At 60.1% G+C, this 23,149-nt stretch carries 18 protein-coding genes; 9 read left to right on the top strand and 9 right to left on the bottom strand.

Features of this window, described 5'->3' with window-relative positions; all coding sequences use genetic code 11:
* Positions 1–30: 30 nt before the first annotated feature.
* Positions 31–723 (top strand): alpha/beta family hydrolase, encoded by a 693-nt coding sequence (locus ICY20_RS13900; RefSeq protein ID WP_159958374.1) that lies wholly within the window; start codon positions 31–33, stop codon positions 721–723.
* 109 nt (positions 724–832) lie between these two features.
* Here ICY20_RS13900 and ICY20_RS13895 read toward each other — a convergent pair whose 3' ends face one another.
* The 4 genes from ICY20_RS13895 to ICY20_RS13880 all read right to left on the bottom strand — a co-directional run bounded on the left by ICY20_RS13895 (position 833) and on the right by ICY20_RS13880 (position 5,929).
* On the bottom strand, positions 833–2,398 hold the full coding sequence (locus ICY20_RS13895; RefSeq protein WP_159958372.1) for a methyl-accepting chemotaxis protein: 1,566 nt from the start codon (positions 2,396–2,398) through the stop codon (positions 833–835).
* Positions 2,399–2,471: 73 nt separating this feature from the next.
* Positions 2,472–3,263 carry a CPBP family intramembrane glutamic endopeptidase gene (locus ICY20_RS13890; RefSeq protein WP_194937736.1) on the bottom strand — a complete coding sequence of 264 codons (792 nt, stop codon included), beginning with the start codon at positions 3,261–3,263 and terminating at the stop codon, positions 2,472–2,474.
* Between the two features lie 106 nt (positions 3,264–3,369).
* On the bottom strand, positions 3,370–4,266 hold the full coding sequence (locus tag ICY20_RS13885; RefSeq protein WP_159958368.1) for a DMT family transporter: 897 nt from the start codon (positions 4,264–4,266) through the stop codon (positions 3,370–3,372).
* A 52-nt stretch (positions 4,267–4,318) separates the two neighbouring features.
* Positions 4,319–5,929 carry a methyl-accepting chemotaxis protein gene (locus ICY20_RS13880; protein WP_407692623.1) on the bottom strand — a complete coding sequence of 537 codons (1,611 nt, stop codon included), beginning with the start codon at positions 5,927–5,929 and terminating at the stop codon, positions 4,319–4,321.
* Positions 5,930–6,335: 406 nt separating this feature from the next.
* Between ICY20_RS13880 and aceK the strand changes: the two genes are divergently transcribed.
* On the top strand, positions 6,336–8,051 hold the full coding sequence (gene aceK, locus ICY20_RS13875; protein WP_194937735.1) for a bifunctional isocitrate dehydrogenase kinase/phosphatase: 1,716 nt from the start codon (positions 6,336–6,338) through the stop codon (positions 8,049–8,051).
* 18 nt (positions 8,052–8,069) lie between these two features.
* Here aceK and ICY20_RS13870 read toward each other — a convergent pair whose 3' ends face one another.
* Positions 8,070–9,311, bottom strand: coding sequence for a hypothetical protein (locus ICY20_RS13870; RefSeq protein WP_194937734.1), 1,242 nt, complete (start codon positions 9,309–9,311; stop codon positions 8,070–8,072).
* Between the two features lie 39 nt (positions 9,312–9,350).
* Entirely contained in the window at positions 9,351–10,178 is an 828-nt protein-coding gene (locus ICY20_RS13865; RefSeq protein ID WP_194937733.1) for a hypothetical protein, read from the bottom strand.
* Positions 10,179–10,467: 289 nt separating this feature from the next.
* Between ICY20_RS13865 and hrpA the strand changes: the two genes are divergently transcribed.
* From hrpA to ICY20_RS13845, 4 genes are all read left to right on the top strand, one after another.
* Complete coding sequence (gene hrpA / locus ICY20_RS13860; protein ID WP_194937732.1) at positions 10,468–14,379, top strand: ATP-dependent RNA helicase HrpA; 3,912 nt, start codon at positions 10,468–10,470, stop codon at positions 14,377–14,379.
* 364 nt (positions 14,380–14,743) lie between these two features.
* Positions 14,744–15,865 (top strand): beta-ketoacyl-ACP synthase III, encoded by a 1,122-nt coding sequence (locus ICY20_RS13855; RefSeq protein WP_159963428.1) that lies wholly within the window; start codon positions 14,744–14,746, stop codon positions 15,863–15,865.
* An 87-nt stretch (positions 15,866–15,952) separates the two neighbouring features.
* Entirely contained in the window at positions 15,953–16,567 is a 615-nt protein-coding gene (locus ICY20_RS13850) for an RNA polymerase sigma factor (protein WP_159963427.1), read from the top strand.
* Positions 16,561–16,806: an anti-sigma factor family protein gene (locus ICY20_RS13845; protein WP_159963426.1), complete on the top strand. Its 246-nt coding sequence runs from the start codon at positions 16,561–16,563 to the stop codon at positions 16,804–16,806. Before ICY20_RS13850 ends, ICY20_RS13845 begins: the two co-directional genes overlap by 7 nt.
* Positions 16,807–16,913: 107 nt before the next feature.
* On the opposite strand, the gene ICY20_RS13840 is transcribed toward ICY20_RS13845, so the two are convergent.
* Positions 16,914–18,239, bottom strand: coding sequence for a putative porin (locus ICY20_RS13840; protein ID WP_159963425.1), 1,326 nt, complete (start codon positions 18,237–18,239; stop codon positions 16,914–16,916).
* Between the two features lie 283 nt (positions 18,240–18,522).
* On the opposite strand from ICY20_RS13840, the gene ICY20_RS13835 reads away from it, so the two are divergent.
* The 3 genes from ICY20_RS13835 (at position 18,523) to ICY20_RS13825 (ending at position 20,229) form a co-directional block, all read left to right on the top strand.
* Entirely contained in the window at positions 18,523–19,647 is a 1,125-nt protein-coding gene (locus ICY20_RS13835; RefSeq protein WP_194937731.1) for a GNAT family N-acetyltransferase, read from the top strand.
* 77 nt (positions 19,648–19,724) lie between these two features.
* Positions 19,725–20,003 carry a BrnT family toxin gene (locus ICY20_RS13830; protein ID WP_159963423.1) on the top strand — a complete coding sequence of 93 codons (279 nt, stop codon included), beginning with the start codon at positions 19,725–19,727 and terminating at the stop codon, positions 20,001–20,003.
* Complete coding sequence (locus tag ICY20_RS13825; RefSeq protein WP_065940629.1) at positions 19,981–20,229, top strand: BrnA antitoxin family protein; 249 nt, start codon at positions 19,981–19,983, stop codon at positions 20,227–20,229. The genes ICY20_RS13830 and ICY20_RS13825 overlap by 23 nt, the downstream gene beginning before the upstream one ends.
* 56 nt (positions 20,230–20,285) lie before the next feature.
* Here the strand turns inward: ICY20_RS13825 and aqpZ are convergent, their stop codons facing one another.
* Positions 20,286–20,987, bottom strand: coding sequence for an aquaporin Z (gene aqpZ / locus ICY20_RS13820; protein WP_194937730.1), 702 nt, complete (start codon positions 20,985–20,987; stop codon positions 20,286–20,288).
* Between the two features lie 282 nt (positions 20,988–21,269).
* Positions 21,270–23,102 carry an ABC transporter ATP-binding protein gene (locus ICY20_RS13815; RefSeq protein ID WP_159961827.1) on the bottom strand — a complete coding sequence of 611 codons (1,833 nt, stop codon included), beginning with the start codon at positions 23,100–23,102 and terminating at the stop codon, positions 21,270–21,272.
* Positions 23,103–23,149: the final 47 nt, after the last annotated feature.

Below are 23,149 nucleotides of genomic sequence, written 5' to 3'. Positions count from 1 at the left end.
GTTATAGGCAGACTAAATAGCGAGGCAAGCATGGGCAAAGAGCACAAGGCCAGTATTGACGGGGATCAATGGGCGCAGTGTGTGCAGGCACATGGGTGGTTATGGGATGCGGCAACCGGCGCGGCTTCAACCGAACCCGTCACGTTGATCCTGGCCCACGGCGCTGGCGCACCGATGGACTCCGGGTTTATGAACGACATGGCTGCACGCCTTGCCGGGCACGGCGTCAACGTGTTGCGCTTTGAGTTTCCCTACATGGCGCAGCGCCGTGTGGACGGCGGCAAACGCCCACCGAATCCAGCGCCCAAACTGCTGGAGGCGTGGCGTGAGGTGTATGCCGAGGTGCGACGTCATGTCGCTGGGAAACTGGCGATTGGCGGCAAGTCCATGGGCGGGCGCATGGCCAGTCTTTTGGCCGATGAGTTAGGCGCGGATGGGCTGGTGTGCCTGGGGTATCCGTTCTATGCGGTGGGCAAACCGGAAAAACCACGGGTCGAGCATTTGGCCGAGTTGAAGACGCCGACGTTGATCGTGCAGGGCGAGCGCGATGCCTTGGGCAATCGGGCGGCGGTGGAGGGGTATGTGTTGTCGCCGAGCATCGAGGTGATGTGGCTGGTGGCGGGGGATCATGACTTGAAGCCGTTGAAGGCTTCGGGGTTTAGTCATGAGCAGCATTTGGAGGCTGCGGCGGTGCAGGTGGCCAAGTTTTTGGTGGGCTATTAGGGCCCCATCGGGGGCAAGCCCGCTCCCACAGTTAACCGTGTACATCCCTTGGAATGCGGTCGAATGTGGGAGGGGCGGTTCGACGATTCGACTTGCCCCCGATAGTGGTTTACCGGTTGAAACGCTCCACCAGCGAATACTGGGAATTGGCCGTATGCGTCAACTCCTCGCTCAACTGCGCTGAGTTCAACGCTTGCTCCGAGGTCTGATCCGCCAACAGCGCAATGGTGCTGATATTGCGGCTGATCTCTTCAGCCACCGAGCTCTGCTCTTCAGTCGCCGCCGCAATCTGCGTGGTCATGTCGGTGATATGCGCCACCGCTTCACTGATCCCCACCAACGCTTTGTCCGCTTCCATTACGCGTGCCACACCTTCTTCAGCCTGGCGATGCCCGGCGTCCATGGTTTGCACCGCAGCAGCAGCGGTTTGCTGCAACTTGGCGATCAGGGCGTGGATCTGCCCGGTGGACTCGGCCGTGCGCTGCGCCAGTTGGCGAACTTCGTCGGCCACTACCGCAAAACCACGGCCCATCTCGCCGGCACGGGCCGCTTCGATGGCGGCGTTGAGTGCCAGCAGGTTGGTCTGGTCGGCGATGCCTTTGATCACGTCGACCACGCCGCCGATTTCATCGCTGTCTTTGGCCAATTGGGTAACGGTCACACCGGTCTCCCCCACGGCAACCGACAGGCGTTGAATGGCCTCGCGGGTTTCCCCGGCAATGTCGCGGCCGCGACCGGTCAGGCGGTTGGCCTCTTGGGTCGCGTCGGCGGTGCGCTGCACGTGGCTGGCAACTTCCTGGGTAGTCGCCGCCATCTGGTTGACCGCAGTGGCGACCTGTTCGGTTTCCACGCGCTGGCGTTCCAGGCCGCTGGAGCTGTTGTGCGCCAGGGTGTTGGACTGTGCAGCCTGGTCGTTGAGGTGTTCGGCGGTGTCTTGCAGGCGTGTCAGGCAAGTCTTCAGACGCGCCTCCTGGCTGAGGATCGACATCTCCAACCGCGCCTGAGCGCCACGGCTGTCGGTGTACATCTGCGCGATCAACGGGTCGGAGGTGGTCTGCTCGGCCAAACGCAGCAGGCGCTTGAGGCCGCGCTGTTGCCAGCTCAGGCCCAACAGGCCCAACGGCACCGACAACCCTGCTGCCAGGGCAAAGCCCCATTGGGAGGTGAGGGTGGCGCCGATCATAAAGCTCAGCTGGCTCACCAGGATAAACGGCAGCCAGTCCTGCAACACCGGCAGCCATTTGTCGCGCTGGGGAACGGCCGACTTGCCCTGGTTGATGCGTTGGTAGAGCGCTTCGGCGCGGCGGATCTGCTCGGCGGTGGGCTTGATGCGCACCGATTCGTAGCCGACCACCTGGTTGCCTTCGAAGACCGGCGTCACATAGGCGTTAACCCAGTAGTGATCACCGCTCTTGCAGCGATTCTTGACAATGCCCATCCATGGCAAGCCTTGTTTGAGCGTCGACCACATATGCCCGAACACCGCCGGCGGCACATCCGGGTGACGGACCAGGTTGTGCGGTGCACGGACCAATTCGTCGCGTGTGTACCCACTGATCTCGACAAACGCGTCGTTACAGTAAGTGATCACACCCTTGGCATCTGTGGTGGAGATCAACCGTTGCTGAGCGGGGAAGGTACGTTCGCGCTGGGTAACGGGTTGGTTATTACGCATGATTGTTCAATCCGCAAGGCTTTCAGGGGTTATCGGCACCGGCGGACGTTTATTTAACTTATTTTTGCAACAATCAACCGGCCAACATCGGGTAGGTGAACAAGCCAAAATGCAGCAGGTTCAAGCCAAAGTGCGTAGCAATCGCAGCACCCAGGCCCCCAAAGCGATAGGCCAGGCCATAACCGACCCCGGCGATGCTTGCCAGCAGCACCCAATGCCAGCCGGCCCCGATATGCACCAGACCGAACAACAGTGAAGCCAACAGCAGTGCGAGGTTTTCGCCATAAGGCAGGTGCTTGAAGCGCCGACTCAGGCCGCCCTGGATGTAGCCACGGAACAGCGCTTCCTCCACTAACGTCACCAGCAGCAGGTTATTGAGCACCCACAGCCAGGCCTGTTCCGGCCATTTCGGTGCCCAACTGATCATGCCCAGCAAGGCGGCGCCACCCAAGGCGGCAATGGCGGTAAGGGTCAAGGCCAGAGCGGTGACGCAGATCGACAGGCGCAACGAACGCCGCGCGACGATCCACGGGCAGGCCAGCAGCAGCCAGAAGCCGATCAGCGGTTTGTCCTGATTCAGGAACATCGAGAAGGGCACGGCGTCAGGCGTGAAGCGCTGCGAAGCAATGCCGCGCCCGTTGTAGAAGCCCGGCAACCAATGCATCGCCAGGCTCAGGGCCAGCACGATGAACAAGCCGTGGCCGAGGTAGCGTGCCCACGGGGTACGCTGTTGACGTACGGCATAGCCGGCGATCAGCAGCAGCGCTACCGAGACCAGCGCCAGCACGCCCAGTTGCCCGTAGGTCAGGGCCAGCACATAGCCCAGGGAAAGAAGTGCCAGGTACAGCCAGGGCAGTGCGATCATGGGGGAATCCTTGTAAACATCCGGGCGGCATTATAACGACCGCCCAGATGGGCTCGCATGAAACCTCGTCCATCCCCATGGAGCGAATGAGCGTTAGCGAGCCGTCCTACAGCGCCTGGGGGTTTTTCTTAGGGCGCAGTACCAACCACAACGCCCCCGCAATCAACACCCCGCCATACAGATGGGCCATCGACAACGGCTCATCCAGCAGCAACGCGCCCCACAACACGCCAAACGGTGGGATCAGAAACGTGGTGGTCATCGACCGAACCGGCCCGATGGCGGACAGCAAGCGGAAGTACAACACGTAGGCCAGCGCGGTACACACCAGCCCCAGCCCCAACAACGACGCCCATACTTGCCAGCCACCCCAACTCGCAGGCGGCTGGCTAATGGCGCTGTAGGCAAAGAGCGGCAGCAGAAACAGCGTGGCGCCAAGCATGCTGCCCAGTGCCGATAGGCGGCTGTCGAGGCCGCCCTGTTGGTCCAGCCAGCGCCGTGCGAGAAAACCGGCAAAGCCGTAACAGGTGGTCGCCACCAGGCAGGCCAGTGCGCCCATCAGCAATTGCACGTCAAACGCCACCGGCCCGGCACGGGTCAGTACGCCCACACCCAGCAGGCCCAGGAACACCCCGGCGAGTTTCGAGGCGGTGAGCCGCTCGCTGAAAAACAGCCCGCCAATCAACACGCCCATCAGCGGCGTGGTGGCATTGAAGATCGCCGAGTAGCCCGCTGGCAGCACCTGGGCGGCCACCGAATACATGGTCGCCGGGATGCCGGAGTTGATCACGCCCAAGAGCAGCACCGTCCTGAACTTGCCCTGGAAGTCCCAGCTCACGCGCATCATTGCCAGGATCACCAATAACCCGGCGGCGGCAATCGACACACGAAAAAACGCGGTCGGCACAGCGCCGATCTCGGGCGCGATGATGCGCATAAACAGGAAACTCGCGCCCCAGATGGCGGCCAGCCCGAGCAGGTAAAGGGTGTCGACAGGTCTCACGTAACGCTCCTACCTCAATAAGGCGGCGAGTGTTACACGCCGCCTTGACTGATTACAGGACAAACCGCGTCACCAGCCCATTGAGGTCCACCGCAAGACGCGACAGTTCCTGGCTGGCAGCCGAAGTCTGGGTGGCGCCGGCGGCCGTCTGGGTGGACAGGTCGCGAATACTCACCAGGCTGCGGTCCACTTCGCGAGCGACCAGGGCCTGCTGTTCGGCGGCACTGGCGATCACCAGGTTGCGCTGGCTGATCTGCGAGATGGCCGCGGTGATTTTCTCCAGGGCGCTGCCGGCGCTGTTGGCCCGCTGCAAGGTCTGGCCGGCATGCTCGGCGCTGCTGTTCAACGCCTCTACGGTGCCTTGGGTGCCTTGTTGGATGCCGGTAATCATCTGCTCGATTTCTTCGGTGGAATCCTGGGTGCGTTGCGCCAGCGAACGCACCTCGTCGGCCACCACCGCAAACCCGCGCCCGGCCTCGCCTGCGCGCGCCGCTTCAATCGCCGCGTTGAGAGCCAGCAGGTTGGTTTGCCCGGCAATCCCGCGGATCACTTCCAGCACCTTGCTGATGTCCTGGGCCTGTACCGCCAGGCCCTCAGCCTTGTTTGAGGCGCCAAGCACTTCGTCCACCAGGTTTTGGATCGAGCTGATGGTTTCGCTGATCTGGTAATGCCCGTGCTTGCTGTCTTCGTCAGACGCCTTGGAGGCTTCGGCGCTGGACACCGCATTGCCCGCTACTTCATCCACTGCGGCGCTCATCTGGTTGACGGCGGTGGCAGCCTGTTCGATTTCATCGTTCTGCGCCTGCAAGCCACGGGTGCTTTGCTCCATCACCGAGCTCATCTCTTCGGCGGCAGACGCCAACTGCTGCGCCGATTCGCTGATGCCACGGATGGTGGACTGCAATTGCGTCTGCATGGTGGCCAGGGCGGTGAGTAACTGGGCCGGTTCGTCCTTGCCGCTGACGGCGATGGGCTGGCTCAAGTCGCCGTTGGCGATGGTGCGTGCCACCGTCAACGCTTGGTGGAGGGGGGCGGTGATGCTGCGTGTCAGCAGCCAGGCCAGCAGCAGCGTGGCCAACAAGGCAGCCGCGATGATCAGGCCGACCACCCATTGCGCGCTGGAATAGGCCTGGGCGGCGGATTCGGCGGCGGCTTCCACGCCGTTCTGGTTAAAGACGATCAAGTCTTCCAAGCTCTTGTTGAGGACCACGCCTTGAGGGGCCAGGCGGGTGTTGAGCAGGTCGATGGCGTCTTGTTGCTGGTCCTTGTCCACCAGCTCGACCAACTGCCCGACGATGGTGAGGTAGGCGTTCACATTGACCTTGAGCTGCTTGAGCAGCTCGCCCTCGGTGTCGTTGCTCAGCAGGGCTTCGTGATGGTCGAGCAGGGTTTGCAGCTCGGTGCGTTGGCGGGCAATCAGGTTTTTACTGTTGTCGCGGATGCGTGATTCATCGGTGGTCGCCATGCGTAGCGATTCCAGGCGAATGCTGGCCGCATACGCTGCGCTGTCGTGGATATTCTCGATGCTCGGCATCCACGATTGTTCGATGATCAGCGCACTTTCCCGCAGTTGGGCCATCTGGCCCAGGCCAAACAGGCCGACGATGACCAACAGGCTGGCCAATACCCCAAAACTCAGACTGGCACGTAAGCCGATCCGCATATTCCTCAATGACATCTCAATGCTCCTTGGGCGATTAAAACCTGTTCCCGGGTCGGTCTTCAGACCTTGTTAGGGTGGGAAAGGGCGCGCTATATATCAAAGTGCCATCAAGGTAGTAATCAGGGTTTCCCTTACGTTGTATCGAATCTGTTACGCCGTCGTGCAGCCCAATGACAGGCGCGTCATTTCACCGGCAAAGCGCCAAGCCACGGCTTTGCAGGCGCCGCGATGAAATCGTGTGCGACTTTTTGGTGCGTTATCTGACCGGTTGGTCGAATTATGAAAATTGAAAATAAATGTACGAAGTGAGCAAAGTTGTACAACACGGCGCAAAAAATGACCCTTCTCCTGCCCTCGTACACTGGCTAAGCTCAGGGCATTCCAGATACCCGTAGAGGTTTCCCGCATGTCGCAGCCCGCCCTCGCAATCGCCCAGATGATCCTCGATGGCTTCGACGATTACCGTGAGCACTTTCGCCAGATCACCGACGGTGCCCGCGAGCGCTTTGAAAAGGCCCAGTGGCAACAGGGACAGGCGGCTTCGGCGGCGCGGATCAACCTGTATGAAGAGAAGGTGGGCGAAGTCAACGCACGCCTGCGTGCTCACTTCGATGACGCCACGTTGCTGGAAATCGACGTCTGGCCCCTGGTGAAAAACGCCTATATAGGCCTGATCGACCTGCGTTTCGACGATGAGCTGTCCGAGACCTGGTACAACTCGATTTTCTGCGGCCTGTTCAGCCATGACCTGATCAGCGACGGCTGCATGTTTATCCATACCACCCGGCCCAGCCTGCGCCGGGCGCGAGCCGCGCAGACGCGCACCTACACTCCCGCTGGCAAAATCTCGGAAATGCTCGCGCAGATCTTCTCGGACTACAGCTTCAGCGAACCCTATGCCGACCTTGCCGCCGACCTGAACCGCCTTGAAGCCCAGTTGCGCGAGAACCTGCCGGACTGGGTCTGCAAAGACCCAGGCCTTAAGGTCGAGTTGTTTTCCTCGGTGCTCTACCGCAACAAAGGCGCCTACCTCGTAGGGCGCCTCTACACCCACGACGAGCAATGGCCGCTGGTGATTCCGTTGTTGCACCGCGAAGGCCAGGGCATCCAGATCGATGCGCTGATCACCGACGAAGCCGACGTGTCGATCATCTTCTCGTTCACCCGTTCCTACTTCATGGTGGATGTACCGGTGCCGGCGGAATTCATCGGCTTTCTCAAACGCATCCTGCCGGGCAAGCACATCGCTGAGCTGTACACCTCCATCGGTTTCTACAAGCACGGCAAGTCAGAGTTCTACCGCGCGCTGATCAACCACCTGGCCACCACCGACGATCAGTTCATCATGGCCCCCGGCGTGCGCGGCATGGTCATGAGCGTGTTTACCCTGCCGGGTTTCAACACCGTGTTCAAGATCATCAAGGACCGCTTTTCGCCGTCGAAAAACGTCAACCGCGCCACGGTGATCGAAAAGTACCGCCTGGTAAAAAGCGTCGACCGGGTAGGGCGCATGGCCGATACTCAGGAGTTCGCCGACTTCCGTTTCCCCCTAAGCAAGTTCGAGCCCGAATGCCTGGCCGAGCTGTTGGAGGTCGCCGCCGGCACCGTCGAAGTGGAGGGCGACACCGTACTGATCCGCCACTGCTGGACCGAACGGCGCATGACCCCGCTGAACCTCTACCTGGAAAACGCCAACGACGCCCAAGTGCGCGAAGCCCTGGAAGACTACGGCCTGGCCATCAAGCAATTGGCGGCGGCGAATATCTTTCCCGGCGACATGCTGCTGAAAAACTTCGGCGTCACCCGCCACGGCCGCGTGGTGTTCTACGACTATGACGAAATCTGCTACCTCACCGAGGCCAACTTCCGCCACATCCCCGCGCCGCGCACCCCCGAGGATGAAATGGCCTCTGAGCCCTGGTACTCCATCGGCCCCTTGGATGTGTTCCCGGAAGAATTTCCACCGTTTTTGTTTGCCGACGCCGGCCAGCGCAAGTTGTTCGATCAACTGCATGGCGAGTTGTACAACGCCGACTATTGGAAAGGCCTGCAGGATGCGATTCGTGCCGGTAAGGTTATCGATGTGTTTCCTTACCGGCGCCAGCGTGAGGACAGTGAATAGCCCGCTATGTCTGCTGCGTTATTTAAGGGGGCTCGGGGTGGGGTTGTACCCCAGGTTGTTTCTGAGCTCGGTGTAGAGATTGCGCAAATCGGTATTCAGCTCTGAGACCAACGCCCGCTGTTTATTGTCGGCTTGTTCGCGAATGATAGCGGCTTGCTTGACCTGCGGTTTGGCGGTGCGAGCATGGGTCAGTTTATTGAAATCACGACGTTCTTGAGCACTGTTTGCTTGCTCCGTACGGGGAATGGCCTGGAGTTGTATAAAAGCCTTGTCGATAACGCCCAGCTCAAGTTTCAGTCGCCGCCCGTTGGACGAGGTTAAAACCAGCAGGGGGTCCATGCCTTTTGACGAGCTCCCATCAAGACTGCCCGCGCGCCAGGCATCACGCAGTTGGATAAGGGCCTCGCGCGCGGCATTGACTGCACCTGGCTGGAGTTTTTCTCCCAGGCCATTGCTGTGTACCGCTTCTAACGTGCGCTCCAGCCGATGGAGGGTCAGTTCCAACGTGGCCAGTTGCTTGCTCCGCTCCAGGTTCTGCTCCAGGCGTTTACGCTCCGGCGTGAGGCCGATTGAGGATTTGAATTGGCTGGTACCCTTTAAGCGCCCCGTCGCCCACGCATTGCGATATTCGGTCAGGGCGTTACGTTGCGCGATAAAGATGTCTTCTTCTTCCCGAGATATCGGCTGTGGCTGTTGCTTGATGTAACCGTCCAACGAGGCAACCTCCCTATCCAAGGCGTTGACATGTTTGACGGCCTGTTCCAGATCTTGCTTGGCCAACGTCGGGTTGAGCGATGCAACGGGCAGGACGGCAAGGGTGATCGGGTCCAATCCGCTGGACTGCGGCGCAGTGGCGGCGGCCCACGCTTCGCGCCTGTCCTGCAGGGCTTCACGTGCTTCAACGCGACTCGCCAGTAGTTCATTGCGTTGTGTGATTTTTTGCAGGCTGGTAGAGGCATCCGGTTGTGAGTTGACGAGCGAGCGGCTCTCCTGGTCGAAGGCCTCTAGCGTATTTTCGATTCTCGATAGATGCATCCAGGCTTGAAGTTGATGGCCCTTTTCCTGTGCCGTATTTTCGGGCAACCGACTTGGAGGGTGAAGCAACGTTTGCTCAAGGTTTCGGGTGTTTTCGAGCATGTGCTGGTGGCCTTGCTTCACCAGGCTTCTAGCCACGGTTGCGTGGATAGAGTGGGTCTGCTGTAGCAGGCGAGTCAGTGCTTCATGGGGGGCAGGTGCGAAAAACTGTTTCAATCTGATCATACGGCGTCCTCTGCGCAAATGTGACGGCTTGAGCCGGTTTCAAATGGGCGCTCTTCGCAGACCTTTAACCATGAGATAGACCTTGGCCAGGGTGGGGTCTGCGTTAAGCGGGTCGGTCAGGTAACGGGTTTGATATTCCGTCTTGGCCGTATCCCAAAGGCTGTTCAACTCGGCTTTCAAGGCGTTTTCCTTCAGTGTGCGTGCCGAGGGAGTGCAAGCGAGTGCCCATGCCAGTGGGCTGCCCATCCGTGAGGACGCTGCAAATGCGCCTTCGGCCCAGGAAGATCTGAGTCGATCTATCTTGGCGCACAGCGCCGCCACTGTTTCTGCATCGATGGAGGTTCCCCCTTCTGGGATCGAGCCGTCTGGGTGCTCTCGCTCCACCAACAATGCTCCCAATTGTTCAGCCTGTTCGAGCAGGTCATTGAGGCGGTTCACATGCTTGTAGGCCTGCACCAGTGCTGTGGCTGATAGATGAGGAGAAAAACGCACTGGGTTGTCATCGTGGTCGGCACTGCCGATGGCCTCTCGATAAGTAGGTGGCGCCTCTTCGGTTTCGACATGCTCAGGCAATGGGCTGGCGTTATCCGTCGTCTGCCAGTAGGTGGGCGGCAACGCCTTGGGCCTTAGCAGTTCGAGCTGCCTGACGGAGTCTGGGTGCGTATCTTCCGAATACATCCCCAGTTGGTCGAAGTAGCCCTGGGCAACGCGGGCGCGCTGTTTAAGCTCAGGGTCCAGTTCTGTGTAGGAGGGCAACGGGGCGGATGCAGGCGTGGCATTGCGGGGTGAGCCGGTGTTGGCTACGGGAACGGAAAACGCAGCCCAGTTCGCGTGCGCAAAGGGCAAAGGGTTAGCAGGGGTCGGCATGGCGTGGCTCCAGGGTGAGCATGAATGCTGCGTGCCGCAGTAAACCTCGCCTTGCCCCGTGCGGGCGATCTGGAAGACGCTGAAAATTCCGTGTGAAAAGTTGAGTGCAGTTGTGGTCTGAGAAGCTCCTGGCACCTTGGATACGGCCGCAGTAACCCGGTAATACCCAGGTTTTTCGGCGATGAGAGGGGTTCCCGCGTTCACCTGGACCGAAATCTGCGACAATCGCCGCCTACGATCACGTCACCCCAGGCTCACCTGCCTCACTAAAAAGACTTTTGCGTACCAGATGACCGACCAAGCGCCCACCATCGACCAACTGCTCAAAACCCTCGACCACGCCATGCTCGCTGACCGCCACCGCTTGCGCCGGCAGTTGCTTGAGCTGCGCAAGAAGCCCGACGAGGACAAGTTGGCGCAGTGGGTGGTGCGCATGCAGGCGTCCTGCGCCCAGGTCACGGCGCGGCGCGCGAGCCTGCCGGTGATTTGTTACGACGACAGCCTGCCGATTGCCGCCAAGCGCGATGAAATCAAGGCGGCGCTGAACAAGCATCAGGTGCTGATCATTGCTGGTGAGACGGGGTCGGGTAAGACCACCCAGTTGCCGAAGATCTGCCTGGAGATCGGTCGCGGCCAGTTCGGCCTGATCGGTCACACCCAGCCGCGTCGTATTGCGGCGCGCAGTGTGGCCAGCCGGGTAGCCGAAGAGCTCGCCACGCCGCTGGGCGCGCTGGTCGGCTATCAGGTGCGTTTCGAAGACCAGAGCGATTCCAACACGCTGATCAAGTTGATGACCGACGGCATCCTGCTGGCCGAAACCCAGAACGACCGCTACCTGGAACGCTACGACACGATCATCGTCGACGAAGCCCACGAACGCAGCCTCAACATCGACTTCCTGCTGGGTTACCTGAAAACCTTGCTGCCACGCCGCCCCGACCTGAAAGTCATCATCACCTCGGCGACCATCGACCTGGAGCGCTTCTCTAAGCACTTCGACGATGCGCCGATTGTCGAGGTCTCGGGCCGTACTTTCCCGGTGGACACCTGGTACCGCCCGCTGACGCTTGAGCAGGACGAAGAGGGCAACCGCGTCGAGGACGACCTCACCGTCGACCAGGCGATTCTCGCCACCCTCGATGAAATCGCCGCCTACGAGCGCAGCGAACGCCGCAGCCCGGGTGACGTGCTGGTGTTCTTGCCCGGCGAGCGCGAGATTCGCGACGCCGCCGACATGCTGCGCAAGGCCCAGCTCAAGCACACCGAGATTTTGCCGCTGTATGCGCGCCTGTCGCCAGCCGAGCAGCAGCGGATCTTCCAATCCCACCCAGGCCGTCGCGTGGTGCTGGCGACCAACGTCGCGGAAACGTCGCTGACCGTGCCGGGCATTCGCTACGTGATCGACAGCGGCACTGCGCGCATCAGCCGCTACAGTTACCGCGCCAAGGTGCAGCGCCTGCCGATCGAGGCGATATCCCAGGCCAGCGCCAACCAGCGTAAGGGCCGTTGCGGTCGGGTGGAGCCGGGCATTTGCATTCGCTTGTACAGCGAAGAAGATTTTATCGGTCGCCCGGAATTTACTGACCCGGAAATCCTGCGTACCAACCTTGCCGCCGTGATCTTGCAGATGCTGCACCTGCGCCTGGGCGAGATCACCGACTTCCCGTTTATCGAGCCGCCGGATGGCAAGGCCATCAGCGACGGTTTCAACCTGCTGCAAGAACTCTCGGCGGTAGACCGCAACAGCCAGCTCACCCCGCTGGGTCGCCAATTGGCGCGCCTGCCGGTAGACCCGCGCATGGGCCGCATGCTGCTCGAAGCGGCCAAGCTGGGCAGCTTGCAGGAAGTGCTGATCGTGGCCAGCGCCATGTCGATCCAGGACCCGCGCGAGCGCCCGCCGGAGCGTCAACAGGCCGCCGACCAGGCCCACGCCCAGTGGAAAGACCCGGATTCGGACTTCGCCGGGCTGGTTAATTTGTGGCGTGGTTTTGAAGAACAGCGCCAGGAACTCACCGCCAGCCCGCTGCGCAACTGGTGCCGCAAAAACTTCCTCAACTATTTGCGCTTGCGCGAATGGCGCGATTCCCATCGCCAGCTGAGCCTGATCTGTCGCGACATGCAGCTGACGGTCAACAAAGAGCCGGCGGATTTCCCGAAACTGCACAAAGCCGTGCTCTCCGGGCTGCTGAGCCAGATCGGCCAGAAAACCGAAGACGGCGATTACCTCGGTGCACGTCAACGGCGTTTCTGGATTCACCCCTCGTCGGGCATCGGCAAGAAGCGCCCGCAATGGCTGATGACCGCTGAGCTGGTGGAAACGACCAAGCTGTATGCGCGCATGGTCGCCAAGATCGACGCCGATTGGATCGAACCGCTGGCCGGGCACCTGATCAAGAAAAACCACTTCGAGCCCCATTGGGAGAAGAAGCGCGGGCAAGTCGTGGCGTTTGAACAGATCACCCTGTTCGGGCTGATCGTGGTCGGTCGCCGCCCGGTGCATTACGGGCCGGTTGACCCGGTGGTGTCCCGCGAGTTGTTTATCCGCGAAGGCCTGGTGCGCGGTGAGATTCAGTCGCGGGCCAAGTGCCTGACGGCCAACCAGCAACTGCTGGAGCAGTTGGACGAGTTGGAAGCCAAGGCACGCCGGCGCGACATTCTGGCCGATGAAGAAACCCTGTACGCCTTCTACGATGCGCGGTTGCCGGCAGAGATCCACCAGACCGCGACCTTTGACAGCTGGTACAAGATCAGCAGCCAGAAAGACCCGCAACTGCTGATCATGCGCGAAGAAGACGTGCTGGCCCGCGAGGCCAGTGAAGTCACGGCGCTGCATTACCCGGACACCCTGCACCTGGGCGACCTGGAACTGGCGCTGAGCTATCACTTTGAACCCAATCACCCCCGCGACGGCGTGACCCTGCGCGTGCCGGCGCCGCTGTTGCCGGCGCTGCCGCCGGAGCGCCTGGAGTGGTTGGTGCCGGGGGTGATCGAAGCCAAGTGCATTGCCTTGGTACGCAACCTGCCCAAGGCGCTGCGCAAGAACTTCGTGCCGGTGCCGGATTTCGTCAAGGCAGCGCTGCAACGGATGGAGTTCGGCCAGGGCTCGTTGCCCCAGGCATTGGGCCGCGAGTTGCTGCGCATGACCGGCGCACGCGTCAGCGACGAAGCCTGGGCCGAAGCGGCGCAGCAGGTGGAAAATCATCTGAAGATGAACCTCGAAGTGGTCGACGGCCAGGGCAAGTTTCTGGGCGAGGGCCGCGACCTGGCCGAGCTGACCGCACGTTTTGCCGAAGCCAGCCAGGCTGCGTTGGCGGTGCCACAGACCGCGAAAAGCCAGCAGCCGGTGGAGGCCAAGGTGTTCGCGGCGGTGGCCGAAAAGACCCAACAGAAGATCGCCGGGCTGTCGATGACAGTGTATCCAGCGCTGGTGGAAGAAAACGGTACGGTCAAGGAAGGGCGTTTCTCGACGGCCGCCGAAGCCGAGTTCCAGCACCGTCGCGCCTTGCAGCGGCTGCTGATGCAGCAATTGGCGGAACCGGCGAAATTCCTGCGGGGCAAATTACCGGGGTTGACCGAACTGGGCCTGATGTACCGCGAGTTGGGCCGCATCGACGCGCTGGTGGAGGACATCCTGTTGGCCAGCCTCGATACCTGCGTGCTCGAAGGCGAAGCCAGCCTGCCGCGTGATGGCGCCGGTTTGGCCGCCTTGGCAGAGCGCAAGCGCGGCAGTTGGACCGAACACGCTGAGCGCCTGGCGCGCCTGACCCTGGAAGTGCTGAAGCTTTGGCATGGCCTGCAAAAGCGCTTCAAGGGCAAGATTGACCTGGCCCAGGCCGTGGCCTTGAACGATATCAAGCAGCAACTGAGTCACCTGGTTTACCCAGGTTTTGTACGGGAAACCCCGTCGCAGTGGTTCAAGGAACTGCCGCGTTACCTCAAGGCCATCGAACTGCGCCTGGAGAAATTGCCAAGTCAGGTGCAAAAGGATCGGGTGTGGAGCGGCGAACTCAGCGGGCTGTGGGCGCAATACGAAAACCGCCTGAAAAAACACGCCCAGGAAGGCAAGCGCGACCCTCAGTTGGAGCTTTACCGCTGGTGGCTGGAGGAATACCGCGTGTCGTTGTTTGCCCAGCAGTTGGGCACTAAGGTGCCGATTTCTGACAAGCGCCTGAGCAAGCAGTGGAGCCAGGTCGAGGCTTGACCCTGTTCGGGATTTCCAGGTTGCAGTAGATCAAATGTGGGAGGGGGCTTGCCCCCGATTGCGGTGGGTCAGTCAGTAAGTTTGTAACTGATATACCGCAATCGGGGGCAAGCCCCCTCCCACAGTTGTCCCTAGGTGTACGTGAGAACAAGGCACTTATCTGGGATATAGCGCCAAATTGCGAGGTTTGTGGCAAACTTCGCGCCTATAAATGCCGGGATCGTCGTTACAGGCCTGCGGTTGCAGCCACGGCGCGATGGAATAAAGCGATGCCAGTTTGATGTCCGCCGGGCGGAATCGGACTACTTACAGTTTGGTACGAAGGTACCAATACTCCCTGCCTGACAGATTTAGAGGAACGACCGTGCATAACGTCGTGATCAGCGGCACCGGCCTGTACACCCCGGCCAACAGCATTTCCAACGAAGAGCTGGTGCAATCTTTCAATGCCTACGTCCAGCAATTCAACACTGACAACGCCGCTGCCATCGAGCGCGGCGATGTACAGGCGCTGACCGAATCCAGCGCAGCCTTCATCGAAAAAGCCTCGGGCATCAAGAGCCGTTTCGTGATGGACAAGGACGGCATCCTCGACCCGCAGCGCATGGCCCCGCGCCTGCCTGAGCGCAGCAACGACGAGTGGTCGGTGCTTTGTCAAATGGCCATCGGTGCCGCCGAGCAAGCCCTGCAACGCGCCGGCAAGACCGCCGCCGACATCGACGGCGTGATCGTTGCCTGCTCCAACCTGCAACGCGCTTACCCGGCCATCGCCATCGAAGTCCAGGAAGCCCTGGGCATCGAAGGGTTTGGCTTTGACATGAACGTGGCCTGCTCTTCTGCCACCTTCGGCATCCAGAACGCCGCCAACAGCATCCAACTGGGCCAGGCCCGGGCGATCCTGATGGTCAACCCGGAAGTCTGCACCGGCCACCTGAACTTTCGTGACCGCGACAGCCACTTTATCTTTGGCGATGCGGCCACGGCTGTGATCCTGGAACGCGCTGATCTTGCGACCTCCGAGCATCAGTTCGACGTGGTGAGCACCAAGCTGCTGACCAAGTTCTCCAACAACATCCGTAACAACTTCGGCTTCCTTAACCGCACGGCAGAAGAAGGCATCGGCGCCCCCGACAAACTGTTTGTGCAGGAAGGCCGCAAAGTCTTCCGCGACGTGTGCCCGATGGTGGCCGAGCTGATCGGCGTGCACCTGGCGGAAAACCAGCTGAATGTGGCCGATGTGAAACGCTTCTGGCTGCACCAGGCCAACCTGAGCATGAACCACCTTATCGTGAAGAAACTGCTGGGCCGCGAGGCGACAGTGGAAGAAGCGCCGGTGATCCTCGATACCTACGCCAACACCAGCTCGGCGGGTTCGGTGATTGCGTTTCACAAATACCAGGATGATCTGCCCAAGGGCTCCGTGGCCGTACTCAGTTCGTTCGGCGCGGGTTATTCGATCGGCAGCGTGATCCTGCGCAAGCGCTGATCGTTAGGTCTTGCGCGGTCAAATGTGGGAGCTGGCTTGTCAGGTCGCCGCATTGATTGGGTTTGCACTTTGACATTGAGGTAGACAATGGCAGCAGCTGACGACGCGCACTTGCTTGAACGCCTGCTCAAGGGTGAACAGCGCGCTTACAAGGAGCTAGTCACCACCTACCAAAGCGCCATGCGCGCCGTGGCCTATGCCATCGTCGGCCAGCGTCACGCCGATGAAATCGTGCAAGACGCCTGGCTGTCGGTGGTACGTAACCTTGCCAAGTTCGAAGGGCGATCGAGCCTCAAGACCTGGCTGCTGACCATCACCGCCAACGCCGCCAAAGGCCGCTACAAACAGAACCGTCGCGAAGTGCTGCTCGATGATCTGCCTTCACCCCACGGCACCATCGGCGATGATCGCTTTACCCCCGATGATGGCCATTGGGCCGTCGCCCCGTATGCCTGGCATCAAGACACCCCTGAAGCCCTGCTGACCGAGGATGAGCTGCGTAACTGCCTGGAACACACGTTGTTGAGCCTGTCGCAGTTGCAAAGCAGCGTGCTGGTACTGCGTGAACGCCAGGGGCTGGAGTTGGAGGAGATCTGTAATCTGCTGACACTTTCACTCTCCAATGTCCGTGTGCTGTTGCATCGAGCACGGCTTAAAGTCTTCGCCACGGTGGAGCATTTTGAGGAAACGGGCGAATGTTGACCTGTAAAGAACAAGTCGCGCGGTCCAGTGACTTTCTCGATGGGCAACTGACCTTTCGCGAACGTCTGCTGGTGCGTCATCACTTGATGTTTTGCCCGAACTGCCGACGGTTTATTCGCCAGATGCGCCTGATGCAGGCCACGCTGAAATTACTGCCGGACGAGCCGGTGGAGGGGGCGGATGCCTTGGCCCAGCGGTTGGCTGATGAGCGGCTCAAGGATCAGAAAGGCGGGGAGTAAGCAGGCCTGCGTGGCGGGATCGAACGGATGATGGGGACCGATCCAGCCACGCAAGACTGTTGCAACCACCTTGGGCCGTCCTGGCCCAAGGCTTATCACATTTACAATCAGAACTTCGCTTCGGCATCCAGCTGGAAGGTGTTGGCCTTGGCGCTGTCGTTCAGGCGGGTACGGCTGTAGGTGTCGGTCTTGGCCAGGAAGTAGGTGGCACCGACCGAGAAGTTCTTGTCGATGTCATAGCCAACCTTGAACTTGTGACCACGGGAGCCGGTGTAGCCGCCGCCGAAGTCAGAGTCGGTAAAGGCACCCACCACGGCGTTTTTCTCAACTTCGCGGTAGTTGTAGTCCAGGTTGAAGCCAAACACTTTGGACTTGGCACCCAGCAACCAGGCGGTGTCCGCATCGGTGATGGCGTCGTTGTTTTTCACGTACTGGCCGTAGAACGACAGCGGTACTGCCAGGCCACCGATATCGGCTTGACCGAAGCCTTCATACAGACGGAACTGGCCGTTGGGGGTGTTGCCGTTGATTGCCAGCGGAGTCGCGACGTCGGTGGCGCGCTTTTCGTCATCGTTCTGGAAGGCGTAGACGCTGCCGCCCAGGGTCAGTTTCAGGTTGTCGGTCAGCGTGAAGCGGGTACCCAACTGGCCGGCGGTCATGCGCAGGTCATGGCGATATTGCACGCCGTCGCCGTCCACGTTGTCCTTGAGGTTGTAGTTACCCAGGCTGCCGAACAGTTCGGCGCTGCTACCCAGTGGGTATTTGTAGGTAACGGCCAGGCCTTCTGGGTTGATGTCGCTATCCCAGATCACGTCGCCCATGCTGACCCACGGTTGCAGCATCTTGCCGCCGATGATGTGCAGGTTCTTGATCTGGTCCGGGTGGTAGTCGATGTAGCCGAGGTCCAGCCAGATCGATTTCTTCTCGAAGGCACCGTCCAGGTCCTGGTTGGTAGAGCGGGCATCGGCACTGCTACCGGTGGCGATACGGATACCGGTGTCCACCTGTGGGTTGATCTCGGTGTAGGCGCCGAGGCGGGCACGGATACGTTCGCGATCCTTGTCACGGCCGGTGACCAGGCCGTTTTCGCCTCCGATCTTGATCGTCTCATGACGCATGCGCACGTCACCCTTGAACTGAGTCTTGGCCGCCCAGGCCAGCTTCTGGTCGAAGACGCTCAGGTCGTTGGTTTTCTTCGCGGTGGCCGCGATCTGCTCGTTGGTCTCTTGTTGAGCTTGCCGTGCGATCTGCTTTTCTTTCTGATCATTGGCCAATTCGGTTTGCAGTTCAGTGTACTGCGCCGCGGTGATCTGGCCGTTGGCCTTGAGCATGTCGAGCAATTTAGCGTCGACTGCAGCGCTGGCCGGAACACTCAGGGCCAGTAACAGGCCGCCGCACAGGACCGCCGCAGTTTTGGTGGAAGCAAGACGCATATCAATCTCCGAAAGTGAGGAGGGATGGCAAACCATCCAGGACACAACCGACCAATGACGGACGGAAAAATAGTCGCCTGGTAGAACCAGACGCTCTAAAAACAGGCGTCAGTATCACGATCGTTTATGACGGAGCAGTGGCTAAGTGATGTCATCTAGATGACAATTTATTTAAGGTTGGAACTATCGGTTTAGAGCCTTGTCCTCGATTCGGGGGGTGTGTCTGGGTCGTCGATAGGCGATACTCGCGAGGCTGTCACGCCATGATTCAGTGAGGATGCCGATGCCGTTGCAACGCCTGGACAGCCTGTCCGAAATCGATGCCCAGACCTGGGATGCACTGGTGCCGGACGCTCAGCCATTTGTGCGGCATGCCTTTCTCAGCGCACTGGAAGACAGCGCCAGCCTGGGCCCGCAATCGGGTTGGCAGCCGGAGCATTTGTTGCACTGGGAGGGCGAGCGGCTGGTGGCGGCGTTACCCAGTTATCGCAAGTGGCATTCCTATGGCGAGTACGTGTTCGACCATGGTTGGGCCGACGCCTGTGAGCGGGCGGGTATCGAGTACTTCCCCAAGCTGCTGACGGCCGTGCCGTTTAGCCCTGTGAGCGGGCCACGGTTGCTGGCGGCGAATGCCGAAGACGGTTTTGAACTGCTCAAAAGCCTACCGGGCTATTTGGAAATAGAAGGGCTCTCCAGCGCTCATATCAACTTCACCGATGGCCTGGCCGATGATGCCATCGCGCAACAACCGGGCTGGCTGCAACGTCTGGGCTGTCAGTTTCACTGGCAGAACCGGGGCTATCGCGACTTCCAGGATTTTCTCGACGCTCTCAGCTCACGCAAGCGTAAGCAGATGCGCAAGGAGCGCGAGCAAGTGGCGGGGCAGGGCATCGACTTTGAGTGGCTGTACGGTCATGAACTGAGCGAGGCGCAGTGGGATTTTGTCTATGCCTGCTACGCCAACACCTATGCGGTGCGCCGCCAAACGCCTTATCTGACCCGCACGTTTTTCAGCTTGCTGGCCGAACGCATGCCCGAGGCCATTCGTGTGGTGCTGGCCAAGCAAGGCACACGGCCGGTGGCCATGGCCTTCAGCCTGATCGGCGGCGACAGCTTCTACGGTCGTTACTGGGGCTGCCTGGCCGAGTTCGATCGCCTGCATTTCGAAACATGTTTCTACCAGGGCATGGACTACGCCATTGCACACGGCTTGCAACGTTTCGACGCCGGTGCCCAGGGTGAGCACAAGCTGATTCGTGGGTTCGAGCCGGTGATTACGCGGTCATGGCACTACCTGCGTCATCCGGGGTTGAAGAGTGCCGTGGAGGACTTTTTGGAGCGTGAACGGGTGGGGATTGTGGCGTATGCCGAAGAGGCGCGGGCGGCGTTGCCTTATCGGCAAGGCTGAACCGCTGGTCTGGCGACGCTTTCAAGAAAGGATCAAATCACTATCCTGTATGTACAAAAGTACATACAGGATGTGCCATGGTTTTTGAGTGGGATGAATCCAAAAATAAAGCCAACATTGCCAAGCACGGCATCGATTTTAGCGACGTGCCGGATATTTTTCGGCATCCAATGCTGGCCTTACGCGATGATCGAGCAGAATATGGAGAAGAGCGTTGGATCGGTATTGGCTGGATAAAATTGTTAATGGGTGTGGTCGTGTACACCGAACGCAGGGGTGATGTGATTCGTATCATTTCTGCCCGAAAAGCAACCAAGAAGGAGGCCAAATACTATGACGCAAACATCGAAAACTGATTGGGAGCGCTTGGCCAAAATGAATGACGAAGAAGTCGATACCAGCGATATTCCCGAGCTGGATGCCGAATTTTTTCGACGAGCCGAGTTACGTGTTCCGGTAAAACAAGCAGTCACGATTCGACTCGATGCTGATGTGCTGGAATGGTTCAAAGGTCAAGGCACTGGCTATCAGACGCGGATTAATCAGCTACTGCGTCAGTACATGCAGGCGCATCAAGGCTGAGTAAAAAATCAAAGGGATCGGCCCTGTTTTTTCGGCAGGGCTGATCCCACATTGCCTCAGCCCGGCGGCTCCTTGCCCAGCCATCGATAGATGACACCGCCGATCACCGCACCCAGGATCGGCGCGAGCCAGAACATCCACAACTGCTGGATCGCCCACCCGCCGACGATCAAGGCCGGGCCTGTACTGCGGGCCGGGTTGACCGAGGTATTGGTGACGGGGATGGAGATCAGGTGGATCAACGTCAGCGCCAGGCCAATGGCGATGGGCGCAAGCCCCTTCGGGGCGCGGTGGTCGGTGGCGCCGAGGATGATCACCACAAACATCGCGGTCATCACCAGCTCACATACAAAACCCGCTGCCAACGAATAACCGCCCGGCGAATGCTCGCCGTAACCATTTGACGCCAGGCCTGACGCCAGTTCGAACCCCGGTTTGCCGCTGGCTATGAAGTACAACAGCGTCGCGGCGACGGTGGCGCCGATGACTTGGGAGACGATGTAGGCCGGCAACTCCCTGGCCGGAAACCTTCCGCCCACGACCAGCCCCACCGATACCGCCGGGTTGAGGTGACAACCGCTGATAGGCCCGATGGCAACCGCCATGGTCAGCACCGTGAGCCCGAATGCCAGGGCCACACCCAACAACCCGATCCCGACTGCGGGGAACGCTGCGGCCAACACCGCACTCCCGCAACCGCCCAACACCAGCCAAAACGTACCTAACCCCTCTGTGACTGAACGCTTGAACAAAGACATGAAGCCCGTCCTTGATAGATCGCTCTACCGACTCAGTAAATCAGTGATGCTCCCTGCAGATTTACTACAGCGCCCGTCTGGGCACTGCACTGAGTACAGCACGGTTGTGGTACAAATCCAGGCCCGCAGGGTGTTGCAATACGCTGTGTTGAAATGCGACCAAATGTGGGAGGGGGCTTGCCCCCGATGGCGGAGTGTCAGTCGCTGTATCTATTGACTGACCCACCGCTATCGGGGGCAAGCCCCCTCCCACATTTTGAACCGTGTACGAACTGAAAATTATTAGTCGATACCGACAAAGCCCCCTGTCTGATGCTGCCACAACCGCGCATACAACCCACCATGAGCCAGCAACTCGGCATGGCTGCCACTCTCGGCAATCTGACCTTTCTCCAGCACCACCAGGCGGTCCATCCGCGCAATCGTCGACAAGCGGTGGGCAATCGCAATCACCGTCTTGCCCTGCATCAGGGTTTCGAGGCTTTCTTGAATCGCCGCTTCCACTTCCGAATCCAACGCCGACGTGGCTTCGTCCATGATCAAAATCGGTGCGTCTTTTAGCAGTACGCGGGCGATGGCGATACGTTGACGCTGCCCACCGGAAAGTTTCACTCCGCGCTCGCCGACATGGGCGTCCAGCCCGGTGCGACCTTCGGCGTCTGACAGCAGTGGGATGAACTCATCGGCGCGGGCCTTGTGCACGGCGGCCCAGAGCTCTTCGTCGGTGGCGTCCGGTTTGCCGTACAGCAGGTTGTCGCGTATCGAGCGGTGCAGCAAGGAAGTGTCCTGGGTGATCATGCCGATCTGTTCGCGCAGGGTTTCCTGGGCGACGTCGGCGATGTTCTGGCCGTCAATCAGGATGCGCCCGCCTTGCAGGTCGTACAGGCGCAGCAGCAGGTTGACCAGAGTGGACTTGCCCGCGCCGGACGGGCCGATCAGGCCGATTTTCTCGCCGGCCTTGATCTCAAGGTTGAGCCCGCCAATGATCCCGCTCTTTTTGCCGTAGTGAAAATCCACCTGTTCAAAGCGCACTTCGCCATGGGGTACGTTCAGGCGCGGGGCGTTTTCACGGTCGATCACGGCCAAGGGCTGGGCGATGGTTTTCAGGCCGTCCTGCACCATGCCGATGTTTTCGAAAATACCGTTGACCACCCACATGATCCAACCGGACATATTCACGATGCGGATCACCAAACCCGTAGCCAGCGCGATCGCGCCCACGGAAATCATCGACTGCGTCCACAACCACAACGCCAGGCCGGTGGTGGTGACGATCAGCAGGCCGTTCATGGAGGTGATCACGATGTCCATGCTGGTAACCACGCGGCTGGCCAGCTGGGTTTTTTCGGTCTGCTCGATGATCGCCTCCTTGGCGTACTGCTGCTCAGACTGGGTATGGGCGAACAGCTTCAAGGTGGTGATGTTGGTGTAGCCATCGACGATGCGACCCATCAACTTGGAGCGTGCTTCGGAGGAGATCACCGAGCGCTCTTTGACCCGAGGCACGAAGTAGCGCAGGGCCAGGCTGTAGCAGATGATCCACGTCACCAGCGGGATCATCAGGCGCCAGTCGGCCTCGGCAAACAACACCAGGGAACTGATGGCGTAGATCGCCACGTGCCAGATCGCATCCACTGCCGACACGGCGGAGTCGCGCAGGGAGTTGCCAGTTTGCATGATGCGCTGGGCGATACGCCCGGCGAAGTCGTTCTGGAAGAAATTCAGGCTCTGCTTGAGCACGTAGCTGTGGTTCTGCCAGCGGATCAGGCTGGTCATGCCGGGGCTGATGGTTTGGTGCACCAGCAGGTCATGCAGGGCGCCGAAGATCGGGCGCAGCAGCAAAGCGACCACGGCCATCCAGATCAACTCGGCGCTGTGTACTTGAAAGAAATTGGCCGGCGGCGTGCCCTGGGCCAGGTCGATGATGCGGCTCAGGTAGCTGAACAGCGCCACTTCGATCAGCGCGCCGATCAGGCCCACCACCAGCAAGGCGGCAAAATGCGGCCACACCTGGCGCAGGTAGTAGAGGTAGAAGGGCAGGACTTTATCGGGTGGGGCTTCGCTTGGCGCGTCGCGGAAGATATCGATCAGTTGTTCAAAACGACGATAGAGCATTAGGGTTGACGCCCGCCGGGCGGGCTCTCCTTTCAAATGTGTGCGCA

It is taken from the genome of Pseudomonas pisciculturae, from assembly GCF_015461805.1.
Classification (GTDB): domain Bacteria; phylum Pseudomonadota; class Gammaproteobacteria; order Pseudomonadales; family Pseudomonadaceae; genus Aquipseudomonas; species Aquipseudomonas pisciculturae.
The sequence above is the reverse complement of the archived record's forward strand: the minus strand, read 5'-3'. Positions and strand labels throughout refer to the sequence as shown.

Excerpts from the sequence above, each read along its gene's own strand:
- ICY20_RS13870 (WP_194937734.1), bottom strand. The coding sequence starts at position 9,311 with ATGATCAGATTGAAACAGTTTTTCGCACCTGCCCCCCATGAAGCACTG.
- hrpA (WP_194937732.1), top strand. The coding sequence starts at position 10,468 with ATGACCGACCAAGCGCCCACCATCGACCAACTGCTCAAAACCCTCGAC.
- ICY20_RS13845 (WP_159963426.1), top strand. The coding sequence starts at position 16,561 with ATGTTGACCTGTAAAGAACAAGTCGCGCGGTCCAGTGACTTTCTCGAT.
- ICY20_RS13815 (WP_159961827.1), bottom strand. The coding sequence starts at position 23,102 with ATGCTCTATCGTCGTTTTGAACAACTGATCGATATCTTCCGCGACGCG.
- ICY20_RS13895 (WP_159958372.1), bottom strand. The coding sequence starts at position 2,398 with ATGCGTAATAACCAACCCGTTACCCAGCGCGAACGTACCTTCCCCGCT.
- ICY20_RS13890 (WP_194937736.1), bottom strand. The coding sequence starts at position 3,263 with ATGATCGCACTGCCCTGGCTGTACCTGGCACTTCTTTCCCTGGGCTAT.
- ICY20_RS13880 (WP_407692623.1), bottom strand. The coding sequence starts at position 5,929 with ATGCGGATCGGCTTACGTGCCAGTCTGAGTTTTGGGGTATTGGCCAGC.
- ICY20_RS13830 (WP_159963423.1), top strand. The coding sequence starts at position 19,725 with ATGGTTTTTGAGTGGGATGAATCCAAAAATAAAGCCAACATTGCCAAG.
- aceK (WP_194937735.1), top strand. The coding sequence starts at position 6,336 with ATGTCGCAGCCCGCCCTCGCAATCGCCCAGATGATCCTCGATGGCTTC.
- aqpZ (WP_194937730.1), bottom strand. The coding sequence starts at position 20,987 with ATGTCTTTGTTCAAGCGTTCAGTCACAGAGGGGTTAGGTACGTTTTGG.
- ICY20_RS13835 (WP_194937731.1), top strand. The coding sequence starts at position 18,523 with ATGCCGTTGCAACGCCTGGACAGCCTGTCCGAAATCGATGCCCAGACC.
- ICY20_RS13825 (WP_065940629.1), top strand. The coding sequence starts at position 19,981 with ATGACGCAAACATCGAAAACTGATTGGGAGCGCTTGGCCAAAATGAAT.
- ICY20_RS13865 (WP_194937733.1), bottom strand. The coding sequence starts at position 10,178 with ATGCCGACCCCTGCTAACCCTTTGCCCTTTGCGCACGCGAACTGGGCT.
- ICY20_RS13850 (WP_159963427.1), top strand. The coding sequence starts at position 15,953 with ATGGCAGCAGCTGACGACGCGCACTTGCTTGAACGCCTGCTCAAGGGT.
- ICY20_RS13900 (WP_159958374.1), top strand. The coding sequence starts at position 31 with ATGGGCAAAGAGCACAAGGCCAGTATTGACGGGGATCAATGGGCGCAG.
- ICY20_RS13840 (WP_159963425.1), bottom strand. The coding sequence starts at position 18,239 with ATGCGTCTTGCTTCCACCAAAACTGCGGCGGTCCTGTGCGGCGGCCTG.